Annotated in this window: 18 protein-coding genes; 6 read left to right on the top strand and 12 right to left on the bottom strand. The window is 58.1% G+C overall.

Going from position 1 to position 20477, the window contains the following annotated elements; genetic code table 11:
- Positions 1 to 31: 31 nt before the first annotated feature.
- The 5 genes from ACWKWE_RS21475 to ACWKWE_RS21495 form a co-directional block, all read right to left on the bottom strand.
- Positions 32 to 1126 carry a polyamine ABC transporter substrate-binding protein gene (locus tag ACWKWE_RS21475; protein WP_483851646.1) on the bottom strand — a complete coding sequence of 365 codons (1095 nt, stop codon included), beginning with the start codon at positions 1124 to 1126 and terminating at the stop codon, positions 32 to 34.
- Between the two features lie 287 nt (positions 1127 to 1413).
- Complete coding sequence (locus ACWKWE_RS21480; protein WP_483851647.1) at positions 1414 to 2511, bottom strand: polyamine ABC transporter substrate-binding protein; 1098 nt, start codon at positions 2509 to 2511, stop codon at positions 1414 to 1416.
- A gap of 192 nt (positions 2512 to 2703) precedes the next feature.
- Positions 2704 to 4071, bottom strand: a complete 1368-nt coding sequence (locus ACWKWE_RS21485) for an aspartate aminotransferase family protein (RefSeq protein ID WP_483851648.1) — start codon at positions 4069 to 4071, stop codon at positions 2704 to 2706.
- A 72-nt stretch (positions 4072 to 4143) separates the two neighbouring features.
- Entirely contained in the window at positions 4144 to 5502 is a 1359-nt protein-coding gene (locus ACWKWE_RS21490; protein WP_166594246.1) for a glutamine synthetase family protein, read from the bottom strand.
- Positions 5503 to 5561: 59 nt separating this feature from the next.
- Entirely contained in the window at positions 5562 to 6338 is a 777-nt protein-coding gene (locus ACWKWE_RS21495) for a gamma-glutamyl-gamma-aminobutyrate hydrolase family protein (protein ID WP_166594245.1), read from the bottom strand.
- A gap of 277 nt (positions 6339 to 6615) precedes the next feature.
- Here ACWKWE_RS21495 and ACWKWE_RS21500 point away from each other — a divergent pair, with 277 nt between their 5' ends.
- Both ACWKWE_RS21500 and ACWKWE_RS21505 read left to right on the top strand, forming a co-directional pair.
- Positions 6616 to 7992, top strand: a complete 1377-nt coding sequence (locus ACWKWE_RS21500; protein ID WP_166594244.1) for a glutamine synthetase family protein — start codon at positions 6616 to 6618, stop codon at positions 7990 to 7992.
- A gap of 305 nt (positions 7993 to 8297) precedes the next feature.
- Positions 8298 to 8936, top strand: a complete 639-nt coding sequence (locus ACWKWE_RS21505) for a TetR/AcrR family transcriptional regulator (RefSeq protein WP_483851649.1) — start codon at positions 8298 to 8300, stop codon at positions 8934 to 8936.
- On the opposite strand, the gene ACWKWE_RS21510 is transcribed toward ACWKWE_RS21505, so the two are convergent.
- The 7 genes from ACWKWE_RS21510 to ACWKWE_RS21540 all read right to left on the bottom strand — a co-directional run bounded on the left by ACWKWE_RS21510 (position 8929) and on the right by ACWKWE_RS21540 (position 15969).
- A complete protein-coding gene (locus ACWKWE_RS21510; protein ID WP_483851650.1) occupies positions 8929 to 10281 on the bottom strand; it encodes a hypothetical protein in 1353 nt (450 codons plus the stop codon). The genes ACWKWE_RS21505 and ACWKWE_RS21510 overlap by 8 nt on opposite strands.
- A 268-nt stretch (positions 10282 to 10549) precedes the next feature.
- The gene (locus ACWKWE_RS21515; RefSeq protein ID WP_062379390.1) at positions 10550 to 10765 is read right to left on the bottom strand and encodes a TOBE domain-containing protein; all 216 of its coding nucleotides are present in this window, start codon (positions 10763 to 10765) and stop codon (positions 10550 to 10552) included.
- A 50-nt stretch (positions 10766 to 10815) separates the two neighbouring features.
- A complete protein-coding gene (ssuB, locus tag ACWKWE_RS21520; RefSeq protein WP_483851651.1) occupies positions 10816 to 11625 on the bottom strand; it encodes an aliphatic sulfonates ABC transporter ATP-binding protein in 810 nt (269 codons plus the stop codon).
- Positions 11622 to 12410 (bottom strand): aliphatic sulfonate ABC transporter permease SsuC, encoded by a 789-nt coding sequence (ssuC, locus tag ACWKWE_RS21525; protein ID WP_483851652.1) that lies wholly within the window; start codon positions 12408 to 12410, stop codon positions 11622 to 11624. Before ssuC ends, ssuB begins: the two co-directional genes overlap by 4 nt.
- A gap of 27 nt (positions 12411 to 12437) precedes the next feature.
- Positions 12438 to 13403: a sulfonate ABC transporter substrate-binding protein gene (locus tag ACWKWE_RS21530; RefSeq protein ID WP_166594239.1), complete on the bottom strand. Its 966-nt coding sequence runs from the start codon at positions 13401 to 13403 to the stop codon at positions 12438 to 12440.
- A gap of 381 nt (positions 13404 to 13784) precedes the next feature.
- Positions 13785 to 14423: a peroxiredoxin gene (locus ACWKWE_RS21535; protein ID WP_483851653.1), complete on the bottom strand. Its 639-nt coding sequence runs from the start codon at positions 14421 to 14423 to the stop codon at positions 13785 to 13787.
- 175 nt (positions 14424 to 14598) lie between these two features.
- The gene (locus tag ACWKWE_RS21540; RefSeq protein WP_483851654.1) at positions 14599 to 15969 is read right to left on the bottom strand and encodes an OprD family outer membrane porin; all 1371 of its coding nucleotides are present in this window, start codon (positions 15967 to 15969) and stop codon (positions 14599 to 14601) included.
- A gap of 804 nt (positions 15970 to 16773) precedes the next feature.
- Between ACWKWE_RS21540 and tauA the strand changes: the two genes are divergently transcribed.
- The 4 genes from tauA to tauD all read left to right on the top strand — a co-directional run bounded on the left by tauA (position 16774) and on the right by tauD (position 20473).
- Complete coding sequence (gene tauA, locus ACWKWE_RS21545; protein ID WP_483851655.1) at positions 16774 to 17751, top strand: taurine ABC transporter substrate-binding protein; 978 nt, start codon at positions 16774 to 16776, stop codon at positions 17749 to 17751.
- A 191-nt stretch (positions 17752 to 17942) separates the two neighbouring features.
- A complete protein-coding gene (gene tauB, locus ACWKWE_RS21550; RefSeq protein ID WP_483851656.1) occupies positions 17943 to 18734 on the top strand; it encodes a taurine ABC transporter ATP-binding subunit in 792 nt (263 codons plus the stop codon).
- A 20-nt stretch (positions 18735 to 18754) separates the two neighbouring features.
- Entirely contained in the window at positions 18755 to 19579 is an 825-nt protein-coding gene (gene tauC / locus ACWKWE_RS21555; protein WP_483851898.1) for a taurine ABC transporter permease TauC, read from the top strand.
- Between the two features lie 60 nt (positions 19580 to 19639).
- Positions 19640 to 20473 (top strand): taurine dioxygenase, encoded by an 834-nt coding sequence (gene tauD / locus ACWKWE_RS21560; protein WP_166594233.1) that lies wholly within the window; start codon positions 19640 to 19642, stop codon positions 20471 to 20473.
- The last annotated feature ends 4 nt before the right edge of the window (positions 20474 to 20477 follow it).

Genomic DNA, 20477 nt, shown 5'->3' on the forward strand with positions numbered 1-20477 from the left:
CGCCCGGCCGATATGACCGGGCGCGAGGTCTTTATTTACCGGATTTGATCTTGGTCCAGCTGCGCGTCATCACGCGCTGGATTTTCGGTGGCAACTCGGAGTTGACGTACAGCCGCTTCTGCACGTCCGCTGACGGATAGACCGCTTCGTCTTTACGGATTTCCTGATCCATCAGCTCGCCCGACGCCGGGTTCGGGTTGGCGTAACCCACCTGGTCGCTGACCTTGGCGATCACGTCAGGCTTGAGGATGTAGTTGATGAAGGCGTGAGCAGCTTTCACGTCCGGCGCGTCGGCCGGGATCGCCAGCATGTCGAACCACAGGTTGCCGCCCTCTTTCGGAATCGCGTAAGCGATGTTCACGCCTTTGCCCGCTTCCGCTGCACGAGCCTTGGCCTGGAACACGTCGCCGGAGAAACCCGCTGCGATACAGATGTCGCCGTTGGCCAGGTCGGTGATGTATTTGGAGGAGTTGAAGTAGGTCACGTAAGGACGCACTTTGAGCAACTTGTCCTCGGCCTTCTTGTAGTCTTTTTCGTCGGTGCTGTTAGGATTCAGGCCTATGTAATTGAGCACGGCAGGCATCATCTCGTCAGCCGAATCGAGGAACGCGACGCCGCACTTCTGCAGCTTCTTGATGTTCTCGGGTTCAAACAGCACGGCCCAGGAATCGATGGTGTCGACGCCCAGCACTTCCTTGATCTTGTCGACGTTGTAACCGATCCCGTTAGTCCCCCACAGGTACGGCACGGCGTACTGATTGCCCGGATCGTTTTTCTCCAGGCGCTTCATCAGTTCGGGATCGAGGTTGGAATAATTGGGGAGTTGCGATTTGTCGAGTTTCTGAAACGCACCGGCCTTGATCTGTTTGCCAAGGAAGTGGTTGGAAGGGACGACCACGTCGTAACCGGTGTGACCGGCGAGCAGTTTGCCTTCCAGGGTTTCGTTGGAGTCGAAGACGTCGTACTTGGTCTTGATCCCCGTGGTGTTTTCAAAATCCGCGAGGGTCGTGGTGCCGATGTAATCGGACCAGTTATAAATGCGGACGGTGGATTCCGCGTAGGCGCCGACGGCGAGCGTCAGGCCGGCTCCGAGTAATAAGCCCTTTGAAAACAAAGAAATAGACACGTGTGCAGTCCCTTTTAGTAGGTGGGCATGTTGCCCTGGCCGACGACAGTAACGACTGCCTGTGACAAATCCGGCGCGCAACTTACCTTCGTTGAACCCATCTCGCAAAAAAACTTTATTTCAGCCCGCAGTGGGAGCTGTAGGAGTGAGCTTGCTCGCGATTGCGGTGTGTCAAATACACGAATGATGACTGACGCACCATCTTCGCGAGCAAGGTGGGGCGCCACCCCGGTCACTCCTACAAGGCTGATCACGTGCCGTTATTCATCGACACGTTTCAGTCCGGCTTACTTGCCCGATTTGATGTTGGTCCAGCTGCGGGTCATCAGACGCTGAGTCGCTGCAGGCAGGTCAGCAATCGCATACAACTTGGCCAGCACGTCGGCAGGTGGATAAACGCCTGGGTCCGAAGTGATTTCTTTATCGACGAACTCGGTCGCAGCCTTGTTGCCGTTCGGGAAGTGAACGGCGTTAGTGATCTCGGCCATCACTTTAGGTTGCAGGATGAAGTTCATGAACTTGTAGGCGCCTTCGACGTTTTCGGCGTCTTTAGGAATGGCGACCATGTCGTAGAAGCTGCCAGCACCTTCTTTCGGAATGTTGTAGCTGACCTTGACCTTGCCACCGGCTTCTTCAGCACGGGCCTTGGCCTGGTACACGTCACCCGAGTAACCCACGGCGACACAGATGTTGCCGTTGGCCAGGTCCGAGATGTACTTGGACGAGTGGAAGTAGGTAACCGAAGGGCGGATTTTCTTGAACAGCGCTTCAGCTTTCTCGATGTCTTCTTTCTTCTGGCTGTCGGTCGGCAGACCCAGATAATGCAGCGCCACTGGCAGCATTTCGGTCGGCGAATCGAGGAAGCTGATGCCACAGCCTTTCAGCTTGGCGGCGTTCTCTGGCTTGAACAGCAGGTCCCAGGAGTTGGTCGGTGCTTCGGCGCCCAGAGCAGCCTTGACCTTATCGGGGTTGAAGCCGATACCAATCGAGCCCCACATGTACGGGAAGGCGTGCTTGTTGTCCGGGTCGCTGATGGACACGGCTTTCAACAGCGCAGCGTCGAGGTTTTTGTAGTTAGGCAGCTTGGACTTGTCCAGCTCCTGATAAACACCGGCCTTGATCTGCTTGGCGAGGAAGTTGTTGGACGGGACGACGATGTCGTAGCCCGACTTGCCTGCCAGCAATTTGGCTTCGAGGGTCTCGTTGCTGTCGAAGACGTCGTACACCACTTTGATGCCCGATTCCTTTTCGAAGTCGGCGATGGTGTTTGGCGCGATGTAGTCCGACCAGTTATAGACGTGCAGAACTTTGTCATCGGCGTGTGCCGCTGCGGCCACTGCGCCCATCAGGGACAGGGCGAGGAGGGTTTTGCCAAATTTCTTCATGCGTACAGCTCCAATGTTTTTATGTTAGCGGCGACTAAAACAACCGTTAGTCTGGCAATTTCCTGGGCGGGCTTACAAGCAGAGCGGCCTGCCTTATTGCTTAGCTTTCAAAGATTTCATCTGCACCCGGCGAAACGCTCTCTGTAGGAGTGACCGGAGTGGCGCCCCGGTCACTCCTACAGAGGGAATCGTTTACAACCGCTGCAATTCGGCCAGCGTCAGGTCCAGGCATTTGCGGGCCTTTTCCACCAACTCATCGATCTCGGCGAAGCTGATCACCAGCGGCGGCGAGATGATCATCGTGTCTCCAACCGCACGCATGATCAGTCCGTTATTGAAGCAGAAAGTGCGACAGATCATGCCCACGCCCTGATCCACGTAACGCGCGCGAGTGGCTTTGTCTTTCACCAGTTCGATGGCGCCGAGCAGGCCGACGCCCCGCACTTCACCCACCAGCGGATGATCGCTCAGCTCACGCAAACGTCTTTGCAAATAGGGTGCCGTTTCCGACTTCACGCGCTCGACAATCTTTTCTTCGCGCAGGATGCGGATGTTTTCCAGCCCCACTGCCGCAGCCACCGGATGACCTGAATAAGTGAAGCCGTGGTTGAAATCACCGCCCTCGTTCAGCACCTTCACCACTTCGTCACGCACGATCACACCGCCCATGGGGATGTAGCCCGAGGTCAGGCCCTTGGCGATGGTCATCAGATCAGGTTTGAGGTCGTAGAAATCGCTGCCGAACCACTCGCCGGTGCGACCAAAGCCACAGATCACTTCATCGGCCACGAACAGGATGTCGTACTTGGCAAGTATCTCTTTGATCTTCGGCCAGTAGGTGTCAGGCGGAACGATCACACCGCCTGCGCCTTGAATCGGCTCGGCGATGAACGCACCGACGTTGTCCACGCCGAGTTCGAGGATTTTCTTTTCCAGTTGCTCAGCCGCCCAGATGCCGAATTCGTCCGGGGTCATGTCGCCGCCTTCACCGAACCAGTACGGCTGCGGGATGTGGACGATGCCCGGAATCGGCAGGTCGCCCTGCTCATGCATGTAGGTCATGCCGCCCAGGCTCGCGCCTGCCACGGTAGAGCCGTGGTAGCCGTTCATGCGGCTGATGATGACTTTCTTGCTCGGCTTGCCCTTGATCGCCCAGTAGTGGCGCACCAGACGCAGCACGGTGTCGTTGCCTTCGGAGCCGGAACCTGTGAAGAACACATGGTTCATGCCTTGCGGAGCGATGTCGGAAATCGCCTTGGCCAGTTGCAATGCGGGCGGGTGAGCGGTCTGGAAGAACAGGTTGTAATACGGCAGCTCGCGCATCTGTTTGCTGGCGGCTTCGGCCAGTTCTTCACGACCGTAGCCGACCGCTACGCACCACAGACCGGCCATGCCGTCGAGGATCTTGTTGCCTTCGCTGTCCCACAGGTAAACGCCCTTGGCGTTGGTGATGATGCGCGGGCCTTTCTCTTTAAGCTGTTTGAAGTCGCTGAACGGCGCCAGGTGATGATCACTGCTGAGGGCTTGCCATTCGCGGGTTTGCGGGTTGTTGGAACTCATGAAACCACTCCATTAGCTGCGTATCGCGTGTGGCGCCATCGGCCTTCTCAGGCTCGATGGCGCCCGTGATCTTCAGACGGCGAAGAGCAGGAATTCCCGCTCCCACGAGCTGATCACACGCTTGAAGTTTTCGTGCTCGGCGCGCTTTACGGCGACGTAGCCGGTCACGAAGGTCTTGCCGAGGTATTTCTCGACCGTCTTGCTGTTTTCCATCCGCTCCAGCGCGTCTTCGATGGTCAACGGCAGGCGCAAGTTGCGGCGCTCGTAACCGCGGCCCACCACTGGCGCACTCGGATTGAGGCCTTCGACCATGCCAATGAAGCCGCACAGCAGGCTCGCGGCAATCGCCAGATACGGGTTGGCGTCAGCGCCGGGCAGGCGGTTTTCAACGCGGCGGTTTTGCGGGGTCGCATCCGGTACGCGCAGGCCGACGGTGCGGTTCTCCTCGCCCCATTCCACGTTCACGGGCGCCGAGGTGTCGGGCAGGAAGCGGCGGAACGAATTGACGTTAGGCGCGAACAGCGGCAGTAGCTCGGGGATCAGCTTTTGCAGACCGCCGATGTGCTGCAGGAACAGCTCACTCATCGTGCCGTCTTCGTTAGAGAAGATGCTCTTGCCGGTCTCGATGTCGATGATGCTCTGGTGCAGGTGCATCGCGCTGCCAGGCTCGCCGGTCATGGGCTTGGCCATGAAGGTCGCGGCCACGTCATGTTTGAGCGCGGCTTCACGCATGGTGCGTTTGAACACCAGAATCTGGTCGGCGAGATGCAGCGCGTCACCGTGACGGAAATTGATTTCCATCTGCGCGGTGCCGTCTTCGTGAATCAGCGTGTCCAGGTCGAGGTTCTGCAGCTCGCACCAGTCGTAGACGTCTTCGAACAACGGGTCGAACTCGTTGGCGGCTTCGATGGAGAACGACTGACGACCGGTTTCCGGACGACCCGAGCGGCCCACCGGCGGCTGCAACGGGTAATCGGGGTCGTCGCTGCGCTTGGTCAGGTAGAACTCCATCTCCGGCGCCACGATGGGCTGCCAGCCTTGATCGGCATAGAGCTTGAGAACCTTCTTCAAGACGTTGCGCGGGGACAGCTCAATCGGGTTGCCCTGCTTGTCGTAGGTGTCGTGAATCACCTGCGCGGTGGGCTCAATGGCCCAAGGCACCAGAAACACCGCATTCTGGTCAGGACGGCAGAACATGTCGATGTCCGCAGCGTCCAGCAATTCGTAATAGATGTCGTCTTCGACGTAGTCCCCGGTCACGGTCTGCAGCAATACGCTTTCCGGCAAGCGCATGCCCTTCTCGGCAATGAACTTGTTGGTCGGGGAGATTTTGCCGCGCGTGATACCGGTGAGGTCGGCGATCATGCACTCGACTTCGGTAATCCTGTGTTCTTTCAACCAATCGGTGAGCTGGTCGAGGTTGGTACTCATAAATACCTCAGGGGTTCATTACTCTGGCGACCATCATGATCGCCAGGCGCTTTGGACGCTTACGCGTCGCGTTGTGTTGCCCGCTTTCGACAGGCATCGCCAAATGCCTGAAGAATTGAAAGATAGTCGGGGTTCTGCGTGACCTGCCACTCCGGATGCCATTGAACGCCCAATGCAAACACGTCAGATGAAGCAAAAGGCGCGCCCGGCGGTACGGAAATGGCTTCGATCAAGCCATCCGGGGCCGTGGCTTCGACGCGCAGACCCGGCGCAAGACGTTCGATGCCCTGCCCGTGAATTGAATTGACACGAATTTCTTTCGCAAGTCCCAATCCGGCGAGAATTCCGCCCTGTGCGATGTGCATCGGGTGGCTCGGAGCGTATTGAATTTCAACGGGTTCGTTCTCAGGTTCACGATGATCCATGAACGTTCCAGTCTCGTGAACCTTTTGATGCAGACTACCGCCAAATGCCACGTTCATCTCCTGAAACCCGCGGCAAATGCCCAATACAGGCACGCCAGCGGCCACAGCAGCACGAATAAGAGGTAAGGTGGTGCGATCGCGTTCAGGATCATGAGCAGTACCCGGCGCGCTGGCGGGCCCACTATAGTGATGGGGTTCGACGTTGGAGGGAGAACCGGTGAAGAGCAAACCATCGACCACCGAGAGGATATCGGCCGGGTCGAGGAGCTCTGCCAGAGACGGCAGAATCAGCGGCAGGCCCTTGGCAGCGACGGCGACTGCCCGGACGTATTTATCACCACTGATGTGATAGGCATGCGAGCCAATTTGCTGAGTACAGGCAGTGATGCCGATCAGCGGAAGGCGAGACATGTGACCCCCGGTGTTATTGCTGTTATGGGTTGCGACCGAGCTTAGCCTTGTTCATTTTTTTACACAACAACCCCGTAAAAAATAAAACACGCCCCGCTCAAGTTCGCAGCTCCTATCGATTCCAACGGTTAAAAACCGCCCTAAAGTGCGGCAAAAATGGCCTCACGGCGCCCTTTTAGGGCAAAACAGGGCTCTCTTGACTTCATCAGGGCTTTCGGATTGACTGAACCCCGTAATGCTCGATGATTGATATTTTCAACAACAAAGGTGTTGCATCATGTCGGTACCCCCGCGTGCCGTTCAGCTCAACGAAGCGAACGCGTTCCTTAAGGAACATCCTGAGGTTCTATACGTTGACCTTCTGATTGCAGATATGAATGGAGTGGTGCGCGGCAAGCGCATCGAACGCACCAGCCTCCATAAGGTTTACGAAAAAGGCATCAACCTCCCAGCTTCTCTTTTCGCACTGGATATCAACGGCTCGACGGTGGAAAGCACCGGCCTGGGTCTGGACATCGGTGACGCTGACCGAATCTGTTATCCCATCCCCGACACTCTCTGCAATGAGCCCTGGCAGAAGCGTCCTACCGCACAACTCTTGATGACCATGCACGAACTGGAAGGCGAGCCGTTTTTCGCTGATCCACGTGAAGTGTTGCGTCAGGTGGTGGCCAAGTTCGATGAAATGGGCCTGACCATCTGCGCGGCGTTCGAGCTGGAGTTCTACCTGATCGATCAGGAGAACGTGAACGGTCGTCCACAACCGCCACGCTCGCCGATTTCCGGCAAACGCCCGCACTCGACACAGGTCTACCTGATCGACGACCTCGACGAATACGTCGATTGCCTCCAGGACATTCTGGAAGGTGCGAAAGAGCAAGGCATCCCGGCCGACGCCATCGTCAAGGAAAGTGCCCCGGCGCAGTTCGAAGTGAACCTGCACCACACTGCCGACGCACTGAAAGCCTGCGACTACGCGGTACTGCTCAAGCGTCTGATCAAGAACATCGCCTACGACCATGAGATGGACACCACCTTCATGGCCAAGCCTTACCCAGGTCAGGCGGGCAACGGTCTGCACGTCCACATCTCGATCCTGGATCGCGATGGCAAGAACATCTTCACCAGCGAGGATCCCGAGCAGAACGCCGCATTACGTCATGCGATCGGCGGTGTGCTCGAGACCCTACCGGCGCAGATGGCGTTCCTTTGCCCGAACGTCAATTCGTATCGCCGGTTCGGTGCTCAGTTCTACGTGCCCAACTCGCCAACCTGGGGGCTGGATAACCGGACGGTCGCGGTTCGTGTGCCGACCGGTACAGCCGATGCCGTGCGTATCGAACACCGCGTGGCCGGTGCCGATGCCAACCCGTATCTGCTGATGGCTTCTGTTCTGGCGGGCATCCACCACGGCCTGACCAACAAGGTCGAGCCCGGTGCGCCTGTCGAAGGCAACTCGTACGAGCAGCATGAGCAGAGCCTGCCGAACAACTTGCGCGATGCCTTGCGTGAGCTGGACGACAGCGAAGTCATGGCCAAGTACATCGATCCGAAGTACATCGATATCTTCGTTGCGTGCAAGGAAAGTGAGCTGGAGGAGTTCGAGCACTCCATCTCCGACCTTGAGTACAACTGGTATCTGCACACCGTGTGAAGGCTGTGTGAAATAAAAAGAACGCCCCTGAACCGCAAGGTCAGGGGCGTTTTTTATTTTAGACGGCAGAAACAAGGTCTGGATGGATAGGCCATCTGTGCCAGTTTTCGCGAATGAATTCGCTCCCACAAGGGTTCTGTGTATTTCTGAAATATCGCGGCGCATAGAGGGATCATGTGTATTTCTGAAATATCACGGCGTTGCACGATCTGTGGGAGCGAATTTATTCGCGAAGGCGGTCACCCGGGCGCCACGAATTCATGCCTCGCGTACAATGCCCCGGACCTCAACGCCGAGACGCTTCGATGACCCGCCCCGCCACACCTCGTAAACCCCGCGCACGTAGCCAGGCCCGGATCGATTCGATCCTTGATGCCGCCCGTACGCTGCTCGCGTCGGATGGCGTGGCGAGCCTGTCGATCTACAGCGTGGCCGAGCGCGCGGGGATTCCTCCGTCGTCGGTTTACCACTTCTTCGCCAGCGTGCCTGCTCTGTTGGAAGGTCTGACGGCAGACATCCACAGCGCCTTCCGCGACAGCCTGCAACAGCCCATCGATCACGCTCTGCTCAGCACTTGGCATGACCTGTCTCGACTGGTCGAAACGCGCATGCTCAACATCTACAGCGAAGACGCTGCCGCTCGCCAGCTCATCCTCGCGCAGCACGGCCTGACCGAAGTTACCCAGGCCGACCGCCAGCACGACATCGAACTCGGCAACCTCATGCACGAACTGTTCGCCAAGCACTTTCAGCTCCCGGCACTGCCTGACGACGTCGACGTGTTTGCTCTGGCACTGGAACTGGCCGACCGCGTCTACGCCCGCTCAGTCCAACTGCACGACAGCATCACCCCGCGCATGGCCGAAGAAGGCCAGCGGGTATTCGATGCTTATTTGGGGCTTTATTTGCCGCCGTTTTTGCCGAAGTCAAGTACGGTTACTTGATCTCTGCGATGAACCCTCTTAGCGAGCTCAGATTATCGTCCGGCCCTCCGTCTCCCGATGCGTAAATCGTTTCGTCGGTTGAAGAGTGAATGAGCAGATTGCGCATGAACGAAACCTTGGCCTCCCCTCCGGATGGAATATCGGGGTTGAACGTCAGCCATCCGTCTGGCGCGAAGGACGTATCGACTCTGCCTTCATCTGTGAAACGCACCACGAGCATTGCGCGGGCATAACCTGAAGACCTGTCCTCGACGCCACCACCGATCACAAGCTTGCCGTTGAATTGAACACTTGCGCCGCCGTAGATGAAGTCGGTATCCAGACAGGCTCCGGGCACTGCGGGGTTAGGCACCCGAAACAGTACAGGCTTACCATCGTTGAATCTCTCGACCTTCTGGCCGTTGACGTCTACCCGCACGACGAGACCCGACACGCCGTTATCCATGACATTACCGCCCACAAAGTATCCACCGTCCTGGTGACGCACGACGTAGTTGAACTCCATCTGAAATGGGTTACCAGGCAGGCCTAGATCGGCAGGACGGAACAACACAAAGCCTTCATTGCCGAAACTTTCATCCAGTTGGCCATTAAATGAATAGCGGGCGAGGAACAGCTCAAATCCCGACAGCCTATTGCCGATGGTTCCGATCACTGTCACTCCTCGGCCCCTCCCGTCCCAGACCATTCCGACCGGCCCCGTAGCTTTGTCTTGGTATTTGACGACCACCATCCCGCCTTCACCAAATGCGCTATCCAACTGCCCATTCTCCATGATGCGCATCAAGGTGCCCGAGCTGCCAAACCGTTGACCAATCAAACCGTAAAGCCTGCCGTCTTCAGCTCCAGCCAGTACACCTGCGCTGCCAGTGGTCTGAACCTCGCTATTGCGGTGGGCGGCGTCTGTGGGGGCTTTGCGCTCGCCTACGATGGGCGGGCGAACTCTATGCACAACTTTGCCGCCGGTGCCAAAACCTGTATTCAGCGTTCCATCAGCATTGAAACAAACCAGTCCCAGCGCGCCCTCCAGTTGCAGCCCGGCGATGACACCTTCGTCGGTATTTGAACCTCGCGGGACGAGCCCGGCGGGTTTGAATGGGTATGTCCAACTACCGGGCAGCTCCTCGCTCCGCCATCCATCCGGGCCGCCAAACCCATTGTCTGCTGACCCGTCTAGCCCGAGTCGCGCCACGAATACTGATGGCAGGTCGTAACTGCTATCTGTCACGTACAGCTTGTCTCTGGTCGCGTTTAACGCTGTGATCGTTTCATGCTTCTTGTTCGATGACACATCGAATGGAACCTCGAAAACCTTCGAGACAGCTGCTTTTTTACCTTTGTTCATGATCGTTCTCCGTCCATGCCATGAGGCCAAGTCCCCTTGAGTCCGATCAATTCGCAAAGGCGCATCAGGCCTCTTTCACCACGGCGATACATCCGTCAGACGAAGTCAGGCTATGAGGTATTCGCAGCGCTGCCTAGCTGGCAGAAATGACAGGAGGCGCCGTGCCAGCACCTCACCAAACAGCCCGACGTGCCTTGAAAAACGGCTTGTCCAGAAGCAAAAAACCCCGAAGGGCTCGCGCCCGTCGGGGTTGTTCACAACGCATCGATCACAACTTGGCGATCGACACCTCGGTGGATTTTACGAAGGCAATCACTTCGCTGCCGACGACCAGTTCCAGCTCTTTGACCGAGCGGGTGGTGATCACGGAAGTGACGATGCCGGAAGCGGTTTGTACGTCGATTTCGGACAGGACGTCGCCGGTGACGATTTCCTTGATGGTGCCTTTGAATTGGTTACGAACGTTGATGGCTTTGATAGTCATGATAGGTCTTCCTTTGTGAGATCAGTGCCGAGTGCAGTATTGCATCCGGATTAGTTGGCCCAACGCAGTTGCGTGGGCAGCGGTGAAGTCGGTTCGGGTTCGGGCGGGCTGCCAGGCAGCGACAGGACGCGGTTGAGCACTTCGGTTTCCAGGGCTGCCAGTCGATACGAGCCACGGGCGCGCGGTCGAGCGAGGTCCACTTGCAGATCAAGGCCAATGCGGCCTTCTTCGATCAGCAACACGCGATCGGCGATGGCAACCGCCTCGCTGACGTCGTGGGTCACCAACAGTACGGTGAAGCCATGCTTTTGCCAGAGGTCTTCGATCAGTTGCTGCATCTCGATCCGGGTCAGGGCATCCAGCGCGCCCAGCGGTTCGTCCAGCAACAACAGGCGAGGCTGGTGAATCAAAGCGCGAGCCAAGGCCACACGTTGCTTCTGACCACCGGACAACGCCGCTGGCCATTCATTGGCACGCTCGGCCAGGCCCACGGCGGCCAAGGCTTCCAGCGCCTTGTCACGCCAGTCGCCGCTCAGACCAATCCCAACGTTGTCGATGATGCGCTTCCACGGCAGCAAACGCGCTTCCTGAAACATCAGGCGGGTGTCTTCCCGCGCATCGGCCAGCGAGGCGTTTCCGGCGAGCAATTGGCCGCTGGTGGGCCGATCAAGCCCTGCAAGCAGGCGCAGCAAGGTGCTTTTGCCGCAACCGCTGCGACCGACCACGGCCACGAATTGCCCGGCCGGGATGTGCAAATCGATGTCTTTCAAGACTTCACGCGAGCCGAAGGTTTTCTTCAGCTTGCGCACTTGCAGGGGAATCCCGCGCAACAGGTTTGCCGGTTGTTGGAGATTGCTCATCGTGCGCCACCTTTTGCCACTTGATACGCCGGGTGCCAACGCAGGCAGACCCGCTCCAGACCGCGCGCCGCGAGGTCTGCCAATTTGCCGAGCACCGCGTACAGCACGATCGCCAGCACCACTACATCTGTCTGCAAAAACTCGCGGGCGTTCATCGCCAGGTAACCGATGCCGGAGCTGGCCGAGATGGTTTCGGCCACGATCAGCGTCAGCCACATGAAGCCCAATGCGAATCGCACGCCCACCAGAATCGAAGGCATCGCCCCCGGCATGATCACGTGACGGAACAAGCCGAAACCTGACAGGCCGTAGCTGCGGGACATCTCCACCAGCGCCGGGTCGATATTGCGAATGCCGTGGTAGGTGTTCAGGTAAATCGGGAACAAGGTGCCGAGTGCGACCAGAAAAATCTTCGCGCTTTCGTCGATGCCGAACCACAGGATCACCAACGGGATCAGCGCCAGGTGCGGCACGTTACGAATCATCTGCACCGAGCTGTCGAGCAGGCGTTCGCCCCATTTCGACAGGCCGGTGATGAAGCCCAGCGTCAGGCCGATGCTGCCGCCGATGGCGAAGCCGATGCCCGCACGCCAGCCACTGATCGCCAGGTGGGTCCAGATTTCGCCACTGCGCACCAGCGTCACACCCGCTTCGATGACCGCGCTTGGCGCAGGCAGGATTCGGGTGGAGAGCCAACCGGCGCTGACCGCCAGTTGCCAGATCGCCAGCAACAAGACCGGTAGCAACCAGGGCGCCAGTCTGTGAGTGATTCTTTCCACGCTCATGGAGTTGTCTCCTCTTAATGCCGAGGCTTACTGCGCTTTCGCGACAGCAGCAGGTGGCGTCCAGATCACATCGGCGATGCTGAGCGGTTTAGGGATCAACTTCAGTTGATAGAAGGTGTCGGCGATTTTCTGCTGGGCTGCGACGGTTTCAGGGGTGATGAACAGCGCCCCGTAACCTTGGCGTTTCACCGAGATTTTGGTGATGTCTTCTGGCAGGCCGAGCAGCGGCGCGACTTGTTTGGTCACGTCATCGGGGTTGGCCTTGGACCACTCGCCCACCGCACGGACTTCTTCGACCAGCGTTTGAATCACTTTCGGATGCTGCTGTGCGTAAGGCTTGGTCGCCAGATAGAACTGGTTGTTGTCGACGATGCCAGTGCCATTGCGCAGGGTGCGTGCCTGAAGCTGTTGTTCGGCGGCGGCCTGGTACGGGTCCCAGATGACCCAGGCATCGACCGCGCCACGCTCGAAAGCGGCACGGGCGTCAGCCGGTGGCAGGTAGACGGTCTGGATATCGCTGTATTTCAGACCCGCCTCCTCCAGCGCGCGCACCAGCAGGTAATGCACGTTAGAGCCTTTGTTCAACGCGACTTTTTTGCCCTTGAGGTCTGCCACCGATTTGATCGGGGAATCCTTGGGCACCAGCAGCGCTTCGCTGGTCGGCGCAGGCGGCTCGGAGGCCACGTACAGCAGATCGGCGCCTGCGGCCTGTGCGAACACCGGCGGGGTTTCGCCGGTCACGCCGAAGTCGATGGAGCCGACGTTGAGACCTTCCAGCAACTGAGGGCCGCCCGGGAATTCAGTCCATTGCACTTGGACGCCCTGCTCAGCCAGTTTCTTTTCCAGCGAGCCTTTGGCTTTGAGCAGGACCAGCGTGCCGTACTTCTGATAGCCGATGCGCAAGGTATCGGCTTGAGCTTGAGTTAAAACGCCGAAGGACACCGCCGCAGCAAACAGAGCGACCAGGCCTCGACGCAAAATGACAGTGCGCATGGCACGCTCCTTTGCTTGTAGCTTTTAGGTGGCACCTGCTTGTCCGATGGCGGGCAAGTAAGGTGTGGATGGGATTCATTGCCAGCGATTTCGCCAGGACGGTGAAACCATAACAGGGGTTGTTTATTCTCTAAAATCATATTTCTTCATTTGGTTAGCACCAAATTGAATATAAAGAATCTTCCGGACGACGCGTACTGTCTGTAGGAGCGAATTCACTCGCGATGCAATGTCCCTGGCGAAAAATGTGTATCGACGGGACTGGCCATTCGCGAATGAATTCGCTCCCCCAGGTCCATCATTTCATCCAGAGGAATGGATTCGAGGCCTTAAAAAAAAGGGCCGATAGATCGGCCCGAATGTCGTGGTTGAAACAGAATTTCAGCGGTTGGGCTGTGGGGTCAGACGCAGGTATGGCGTGACGGCCTTATAGCCTTTTGGAAAGCGTTGCTTGATCTCTTCTTCATCCTTGATCGACGGCACGATGACTACGTCGTCGCCATCCATCCAGTTCGCAGGCGTCGCGACTTTGTGGCTGTCGGTCAATTGCAGCGAATCGATCACCCGCAGGATTTCATTGAAATTGCGCCCGGTGCTGGCCGGATACGTGATGGTCAGGCGCACTTTCTTGTTCGGGTCGATCACGAACAGGGAGCGCACGGTCAGCGTTTCACTGGCGTTGGGGTGAATCAGGTCGTACAGGTCAGACACCTTGCGGTCGGCGTCGGCCAGGATGGGGAAGTTCACGATCGTGTTCTGGGTCGTGTTGATGTCGTCGATCCATTTCACGTGGGATTCAGCCGAGTCAACGGAGAGCGCAATCGCCTTCACATTGCGCTTCTCGAACTCGTCTTTGAGTTTCGCGGTGAAGCCCAGCTCAGTGGTGCATACGGGCGTGAAGTCGGCAGGGTGGGAGAACAACACACCCCACTTGTCACCCAGCCACTCGTGAAACTTGATGCGGCCTTCACTGGAATCCTGTTCGAAGTCGGGGGCGATGTCGCCAAGTTTGAGGCTCATGCAGTCAGCTCCTTTGTTGTGTGTGTTCTGGAGATACTCTGCCTGTGAATTCACGGAAACTGAAAGACCGAGTGGTCATGTCGTACGATTTTTTGGCTATATAAATAAGTAAAAACCCTTTATTACAGGCATAAAAAAGCCCCGCCGAAGCGGGGCTCTTTTCAACTGACCCGGCTTATTTGAAAGCGTAGGTGTAGTTGAAGATCAGACGAGTCTGGTCTTGGTCAGCGATGTGGGCGTTCTGCGCGTTGGTACCCGAGAAGTCGCCACGGTAGTTAGCACGACGCAGGGTAGCGCCGAAGCCTTTGAGTGGGCCTTCCTGGAACACGTAGTCGATACGCATGTCGCGTTCCCACTCGGAGCTGTCGCCCAAGTTGCCACGCTGCGACTTGATGTTGGTACCTTTCAGGTAAGCGAATGCCGCTTTCAGACCTGGAACGCCCAGACGTGCGAAGTCGTAGGAGTATTGACCGAAGTTAGTGGTCTCACCGGCACGTGCGAACTGGTTGATCATCGAGTCAGTGAACAGGTAGAAGCTGGAACCGCCTTCACCGTCTGGACGGCCACGGCCGTCAGCCACGTTACCGTTGCTCATCCACACGAAGCCGCCGTCGTCGCCCACGTCTTGGTGACCGAGCATCAGAGAGTGGCCACCAAGGGTGTACGTGAACATGGCAGACCAGGTTTTGTTGTCAACTTCGCCAGCGTGCTTGGCATAGCCGCCGTTGTTGTTGAAGACATAACCGGTTTCGCCGTTCTTGCCGTCGGAGCTGCTGTCGAAGTAACGCAGGTCAGTCTTGAAGGACTGGTCGTCAGCGATTGGCAGAATGTGCACCAGACCGAAGAAGTTCTGCTTGTAGTAGTCTTCCAGCTCGGAGTGGTAAGCCTGCAAGGTCAGGTCTTTGGTGACTTTGTAGTCGACACCGGCGAAGGTGAAGCTGTTGGAGCCCTTGGTGCCGCCTGCAGTCGCCAGACCGGCGTAGTTGCTGGATGCACGGCTTGCGCCTTGGGTGATCTTACCGGCGGTCAGCGTGAAGTTGTCGATGTCCTTCGACTGGATGATGCCACCCTGGAAGGTCTGCGGCAGCAGACGACCATCGTTCGCCACCAGAATTGGCAGGTTAGGCTGCAGAGCAGTACCTACTTTCAACTCGGTTTTGGAGATCTTGGCCTTGAAGTTGGCGCCAGTACGCGACCAGTCATCAACCGACGAACCATCGGTGTCAGTCGGGAAGAAGGTGTTCGAGGTGCCAGTGCCGTGGTGAGTGATACCACCACCCAAGTGAATACCGACCAGGCTCTGTACATCCAGACCGAAACCAACAGTGCCTGGGGTGTAGCCAGAGATGAAGCTGAAGATCAGACCTTCCGCAGTTTCACGCTGGTCGGATGCCTTGGCGGCGCCGAACTGCTCGCGGTTGTCGTTTTCGAAATACATGGTGCGGGAACTGACTGTGGCTTTGCTGTCTTCAAAAAAACCAGCTGCACCAGCCTGAGTGGCCATTACACCTACGGATACGGCCAAGGCCAGGGTGGACTTCTTCATTGTGTATCGCTCCTCTTGAATCTAATTTTTGTAGTTCCTTGGTATCGAGACCGAAGGCTCAAGACCGCGGATGCGCGATTAGCGCTGGACCTGACTCGGCGAGTCAATGGCCCCAAGACTAATTGACTAGACCGCGTTAACAGCTGGCTGCAAGGTAAGGGAAATCCTTTAAACCTAAAAAGACTTTGTAGACCTGCTTTTATGCCGCGCAGTTATATGTCACAAGTCGTTTCAGCCGTCCGTTGCGGAGTGTATCGGCGTCTTTACCTAATTCCCAAAAAATATTTACATCCCGTTCGTCAGATCGATTGGTTTCTGCACATCGTACGACCGGAACTCGACTGCCCAGTCATGGTCGCCGTGCGAAACAGGATGAGAATAAGGTAGATAAGCCGTTGAAAATAAAGACCTTGATAACCACGTAGACGCAATTGTTACAGTTGTCACCATGCTATCTGTCTAATTTTTTAATATTGCGTCTCTGACTCGTCAGTTAACAGGCACACCTGCCACCTAGCGCGCTACAAGATCACTGATAGCCCTTCCCTCAGGTTTCAGCCGGATGCAGGCAAGCGCTCCGCAGCTTCCTTCAGACGAGCGGGCAGATCGTATTTACAGAATGTGACATTTCGATGAACGGTCAAAGTGTATCCGCATCTTTTCCGAATTTCGCTGTCAGGGGTCGGTCCAAGCTCTACTTTCCTCTCTAAGCTCATGCCAAAAGGTTATTTATTTGGCGTTTCTTAGATCATTTACGCTTCGCCTCATTCAGTCCCTCGGTCTGACTTGATCCGGAGCCTCACCATGAAACTGCTCAAACCCCTTCGCTTGTTGGCGGCCCTGTCGCTGGCCGGTTCTGCCCTGCTCGCCCAGGCTGCGGATTTCACCGTTGCTTACCAGACCACCGTGGACCCGGCCAAGGTTGCCCAGGCCGATGGCGCGTATGAGAAAGCCACGGGCTCAAACATTTCCTGGCGCAAATTCGATAACGGCGCCGACGTGATCACGGCCATTGCTTCGGGTGACGTGCAGATTGGCTACCTCGGCTCCAGCCCGCTGACGGCAGCGGCGACGCGCAAAGTTCCGGTGGAAACCTTCCTGATTGCCACCCAGATCGGCGCCGCCGAAGGGCTGGTGGCGCGCAATGGCGCAGGCATCAACAGCCCGCAGGATCTGGTCGGGAAGAAGATCGCCGTCCCATTCGTGTCAACCGGGCACTACAGCCTGTTGGCAGCGCTGAAGCACTGGAACATCGACCCAACGAAAGTGACCATCCTGAACCTTGCGCCACCGGCCATCGCCGCCGCCTGGAAACGCGGTGACATCGACGCCACGTACGTATGGGACCCGGCGCTGGGCGTCGCCAAGGAAACCGGCAAAGTGCTGATCACCTCCGGCGAACTGGCCAAAATTGGCGCACCGACCTTCGACGCCTGGATCGTGCGCAAGGACTTCGCCGACAAGCATCCTGAAATCGTCAAAGCCTTCGCCAAGACCACTCTCGACGCCTACGCCGATTACCGCAAAGACCCGGCGGCCTGGATCGCCAACGCCAGCAACGTCGACAAGCTGGTGAAGCTGTCCGGCGCCAAAGCCACTGACATCCCGGGCCTGCTGGAAGGCAACGTCTACCCGCTGGCGGCGGATCAGGCGAAAGAGCTGGGCGCACCGACCACCGAAGCCATCGGCAAGACCGCTGCCTTCCTGAAAGAGCAAGGCAAAGTCGATGCGGTGCTGGCGGATTACACGCCGTATGTCAGCGCGAAGTTTGTTACCCAATAACGCCACGCAACTGACTGTAGGAGCGCGGCTTGTCCCGCGACCTGCCGCGAAGCGGCAGTAAATCGACTAAATGCGGTGCCTCAGGCGTGTTGCATTTGGAGGGTTTACGACTGCTTCGCAGCCGGTCGCGGGACAAGCCACGCTCCTACAGAGGACGTGTCAGTTCCTTATATAGAAGCGGAGTCATCGCCATGGCCTTGTTAAAGCTGGAGCGCATCTGCGCACAGTATCCCGGTGCGGCCGAGCCGGTACTGTCCGACATTTCCCTGAGCCTCGGCCCGCAACAGCTGCTGGTGGCCCTCGGCCCTTCCGGCAGCGGCAAGACTTCGTTGTTGAACCTGATCGCAGGCTTCGTCGAGCCAAGCGCCGGTCGCATCACCCTCGACAACGTTCCGGTCAAAGGCCCCAGCGCGGAACGTGGCGTGGTGTTTCAGGACGATGCCTTGCTGCCGTGGCAGGACGTACTCGCCAACGTCGCGTTCGGCTTGGAGCTTGCTGGCGTCCCTCGCGCGCAACGTGAAGCCAAAGCCCGTGACATGCTGGCGCTGGTCGATCTCGCCGGGTTCGAAAATCGCCGTATCTGGCAACTGTCGGGCGGCCAAAAACAGCGCGTAGGCCTGGCCCGCGCATTGGCTGCCGACCCACGGGTCTTGCTGATGGACGAGCCGTTCGGCGCGCTGGATGCGTTCACCCGTGAACAGATGCAAGAGCTGTTGCTGCAAGTCTGGCAGCGCAGCGCCAAACCGGTGTTTCTGATCACCCACGACATCGAGGAAGCCGTGTTCCTCGCCACCGACCTGATCCTGTTGGCGCCGAATCCGGGGCAAATCGTCGAGCACCTCAAGCTCGACTTCGGCCAGCGCTACAGCACAGGCGAATCGGCACGGGCGATCAAGTCCGATCCCCGTTTTATCGAAACCCGCGAACACGTGTTGGCTCGGGTGTTTTCTCAACGTCAGGCCATTCAGGAGCAACGGGCATGAGCAGATACCAATCCGCGCCGCTGGCCGATGCTCTTACACCGACGTCGCTTCCTGCGAAAGCCGGAGCGCGGCGCCTTTACATCAGCACACGCGCCATCAGCGTCCTGACACTGGTCGCACTGCTCGCCGCCTGGTGGGTGGTCACGGCATTCGAATGGGTCGAGCCGCTGTTCCTGCCGCCGCCCTCTGCGGTGCTGGAAAAAGCCTGGTTGCTGATGACCAAGGGTTACATGGAGTCCACCCTCTGGCAGCACCTCGGCGCCAGCTTGCAACGCATCGGACTGGGTCTGGTGTTCGCGGTGCTGACGGCCATTCCGGTCGGCATTGCCATCGGCCATAACCGTATCGCGCAGGGTATTTTCGACCCCCTGATCGAGTTCTACCGCCCGATCCCGCCGCTGGCGTATCTGCCGCTGATCGTGATCTGGTGCGGCATCGGCGAGTTCTCCAAAGTGCTGTTGATTTACCTGGCGATCTTCGCACCGATTGCCATCGCCACGGCCACCGGCGTGCGCACCGTGGACAGCGCCAAACTGCGTGCCGCGCAGTCGCTGGGTGCCACGCGCTGGCAGCTGATTCGGCATGTGATTTTGCCCAGCGCCCTGCCCGACATCCTCACCGGCGTGCGCATCGGGCTGGGGGTGGGTTGGTCAACGCTGGTCGCCGCCGAGCTGATCGCGGCCACCAGCGGCCTGGGTTTCATGGTCCAGTCCGCTGCGCAATTTCTGGTCACGGATGTCGTGGTACTGGGGATTCTGGTGATCGCGTTCATCGCATTCGCTCTGGAAATGGGCTTGCGCGCGCTGCAACGCAAACTCGTGCCGTGGCAAGGCCAGAATCATTGATTACTGACAAGAACAGACACTGACTACGCCGACACTTCGGCGCACATTGTGAGAACCCGCATGAGCCTTCACATCACCCCTATCAGTTCGGCATTGGGCGCGCAGATCAGCGGCGTCGACCTGAGCCGGGACCTGACCGCCGATCAACGTAATGCCATCGAGCAAGCGCTGCTCGACCATCAGGTGCTGTTTTTTCGCGAGCAGCCGATCACGCCTCAACAGCAAGTGCGCTTCGCTTCCTTGTTCGGTGATCTGCATGTGCACCCGATTTACCCTAACGTGGCTGAGCAGCCGGAAATCATGGTGCTCGACACGGCGCTGACGGATGTACGCGACAACGCCATCTGGCACACCGACGTGACCTTCTTGCCGACGCCCGCCCTCGGTGCTGTCCTGAGCGCGAAGCAATTGCCCGCCTACGGCGGTGACACGCTGTGGGCCAGTGGCATTGCAGCGTTTGAAGCGCTGTCCAAGCCGCTGCAAACGTTGCTCGATGGGCTGACGGCTACTCACGACTTCACCCGATCCTTTCCTGTGGAACGCTTCGGCAGCACGGCCGAAGACCTCGCCCGCTGGGAAGAAACCCGCCGTAAGAACCCGCCACTGTCGCACCCGGTGATCCGCACGCACCCGGTGAGCGGGCGCAAGGCGCTGTTCGTCAACGACGGGTTCACCACGCGCATCAACGAGCTGGAAGCGGCGGAAAGCGAGGCGATTCTGAAACTGCTGTTCGCCCACACCACCCGCCCCGAGTTCACCCTTCGCTGGCGCTGGCAGGAAAACGACATCGCCATGTGGGACAACCGCGTGACACAGCACTACGCCGTGGACGATTACCGCCCACAGCGCCGGGTAATGCATCGCGCCACGATTCTGGGCGACGCGCCGTTCTAGCTCA

Source organism: Pseudomonas salicis (assembly GCF_057128705.1).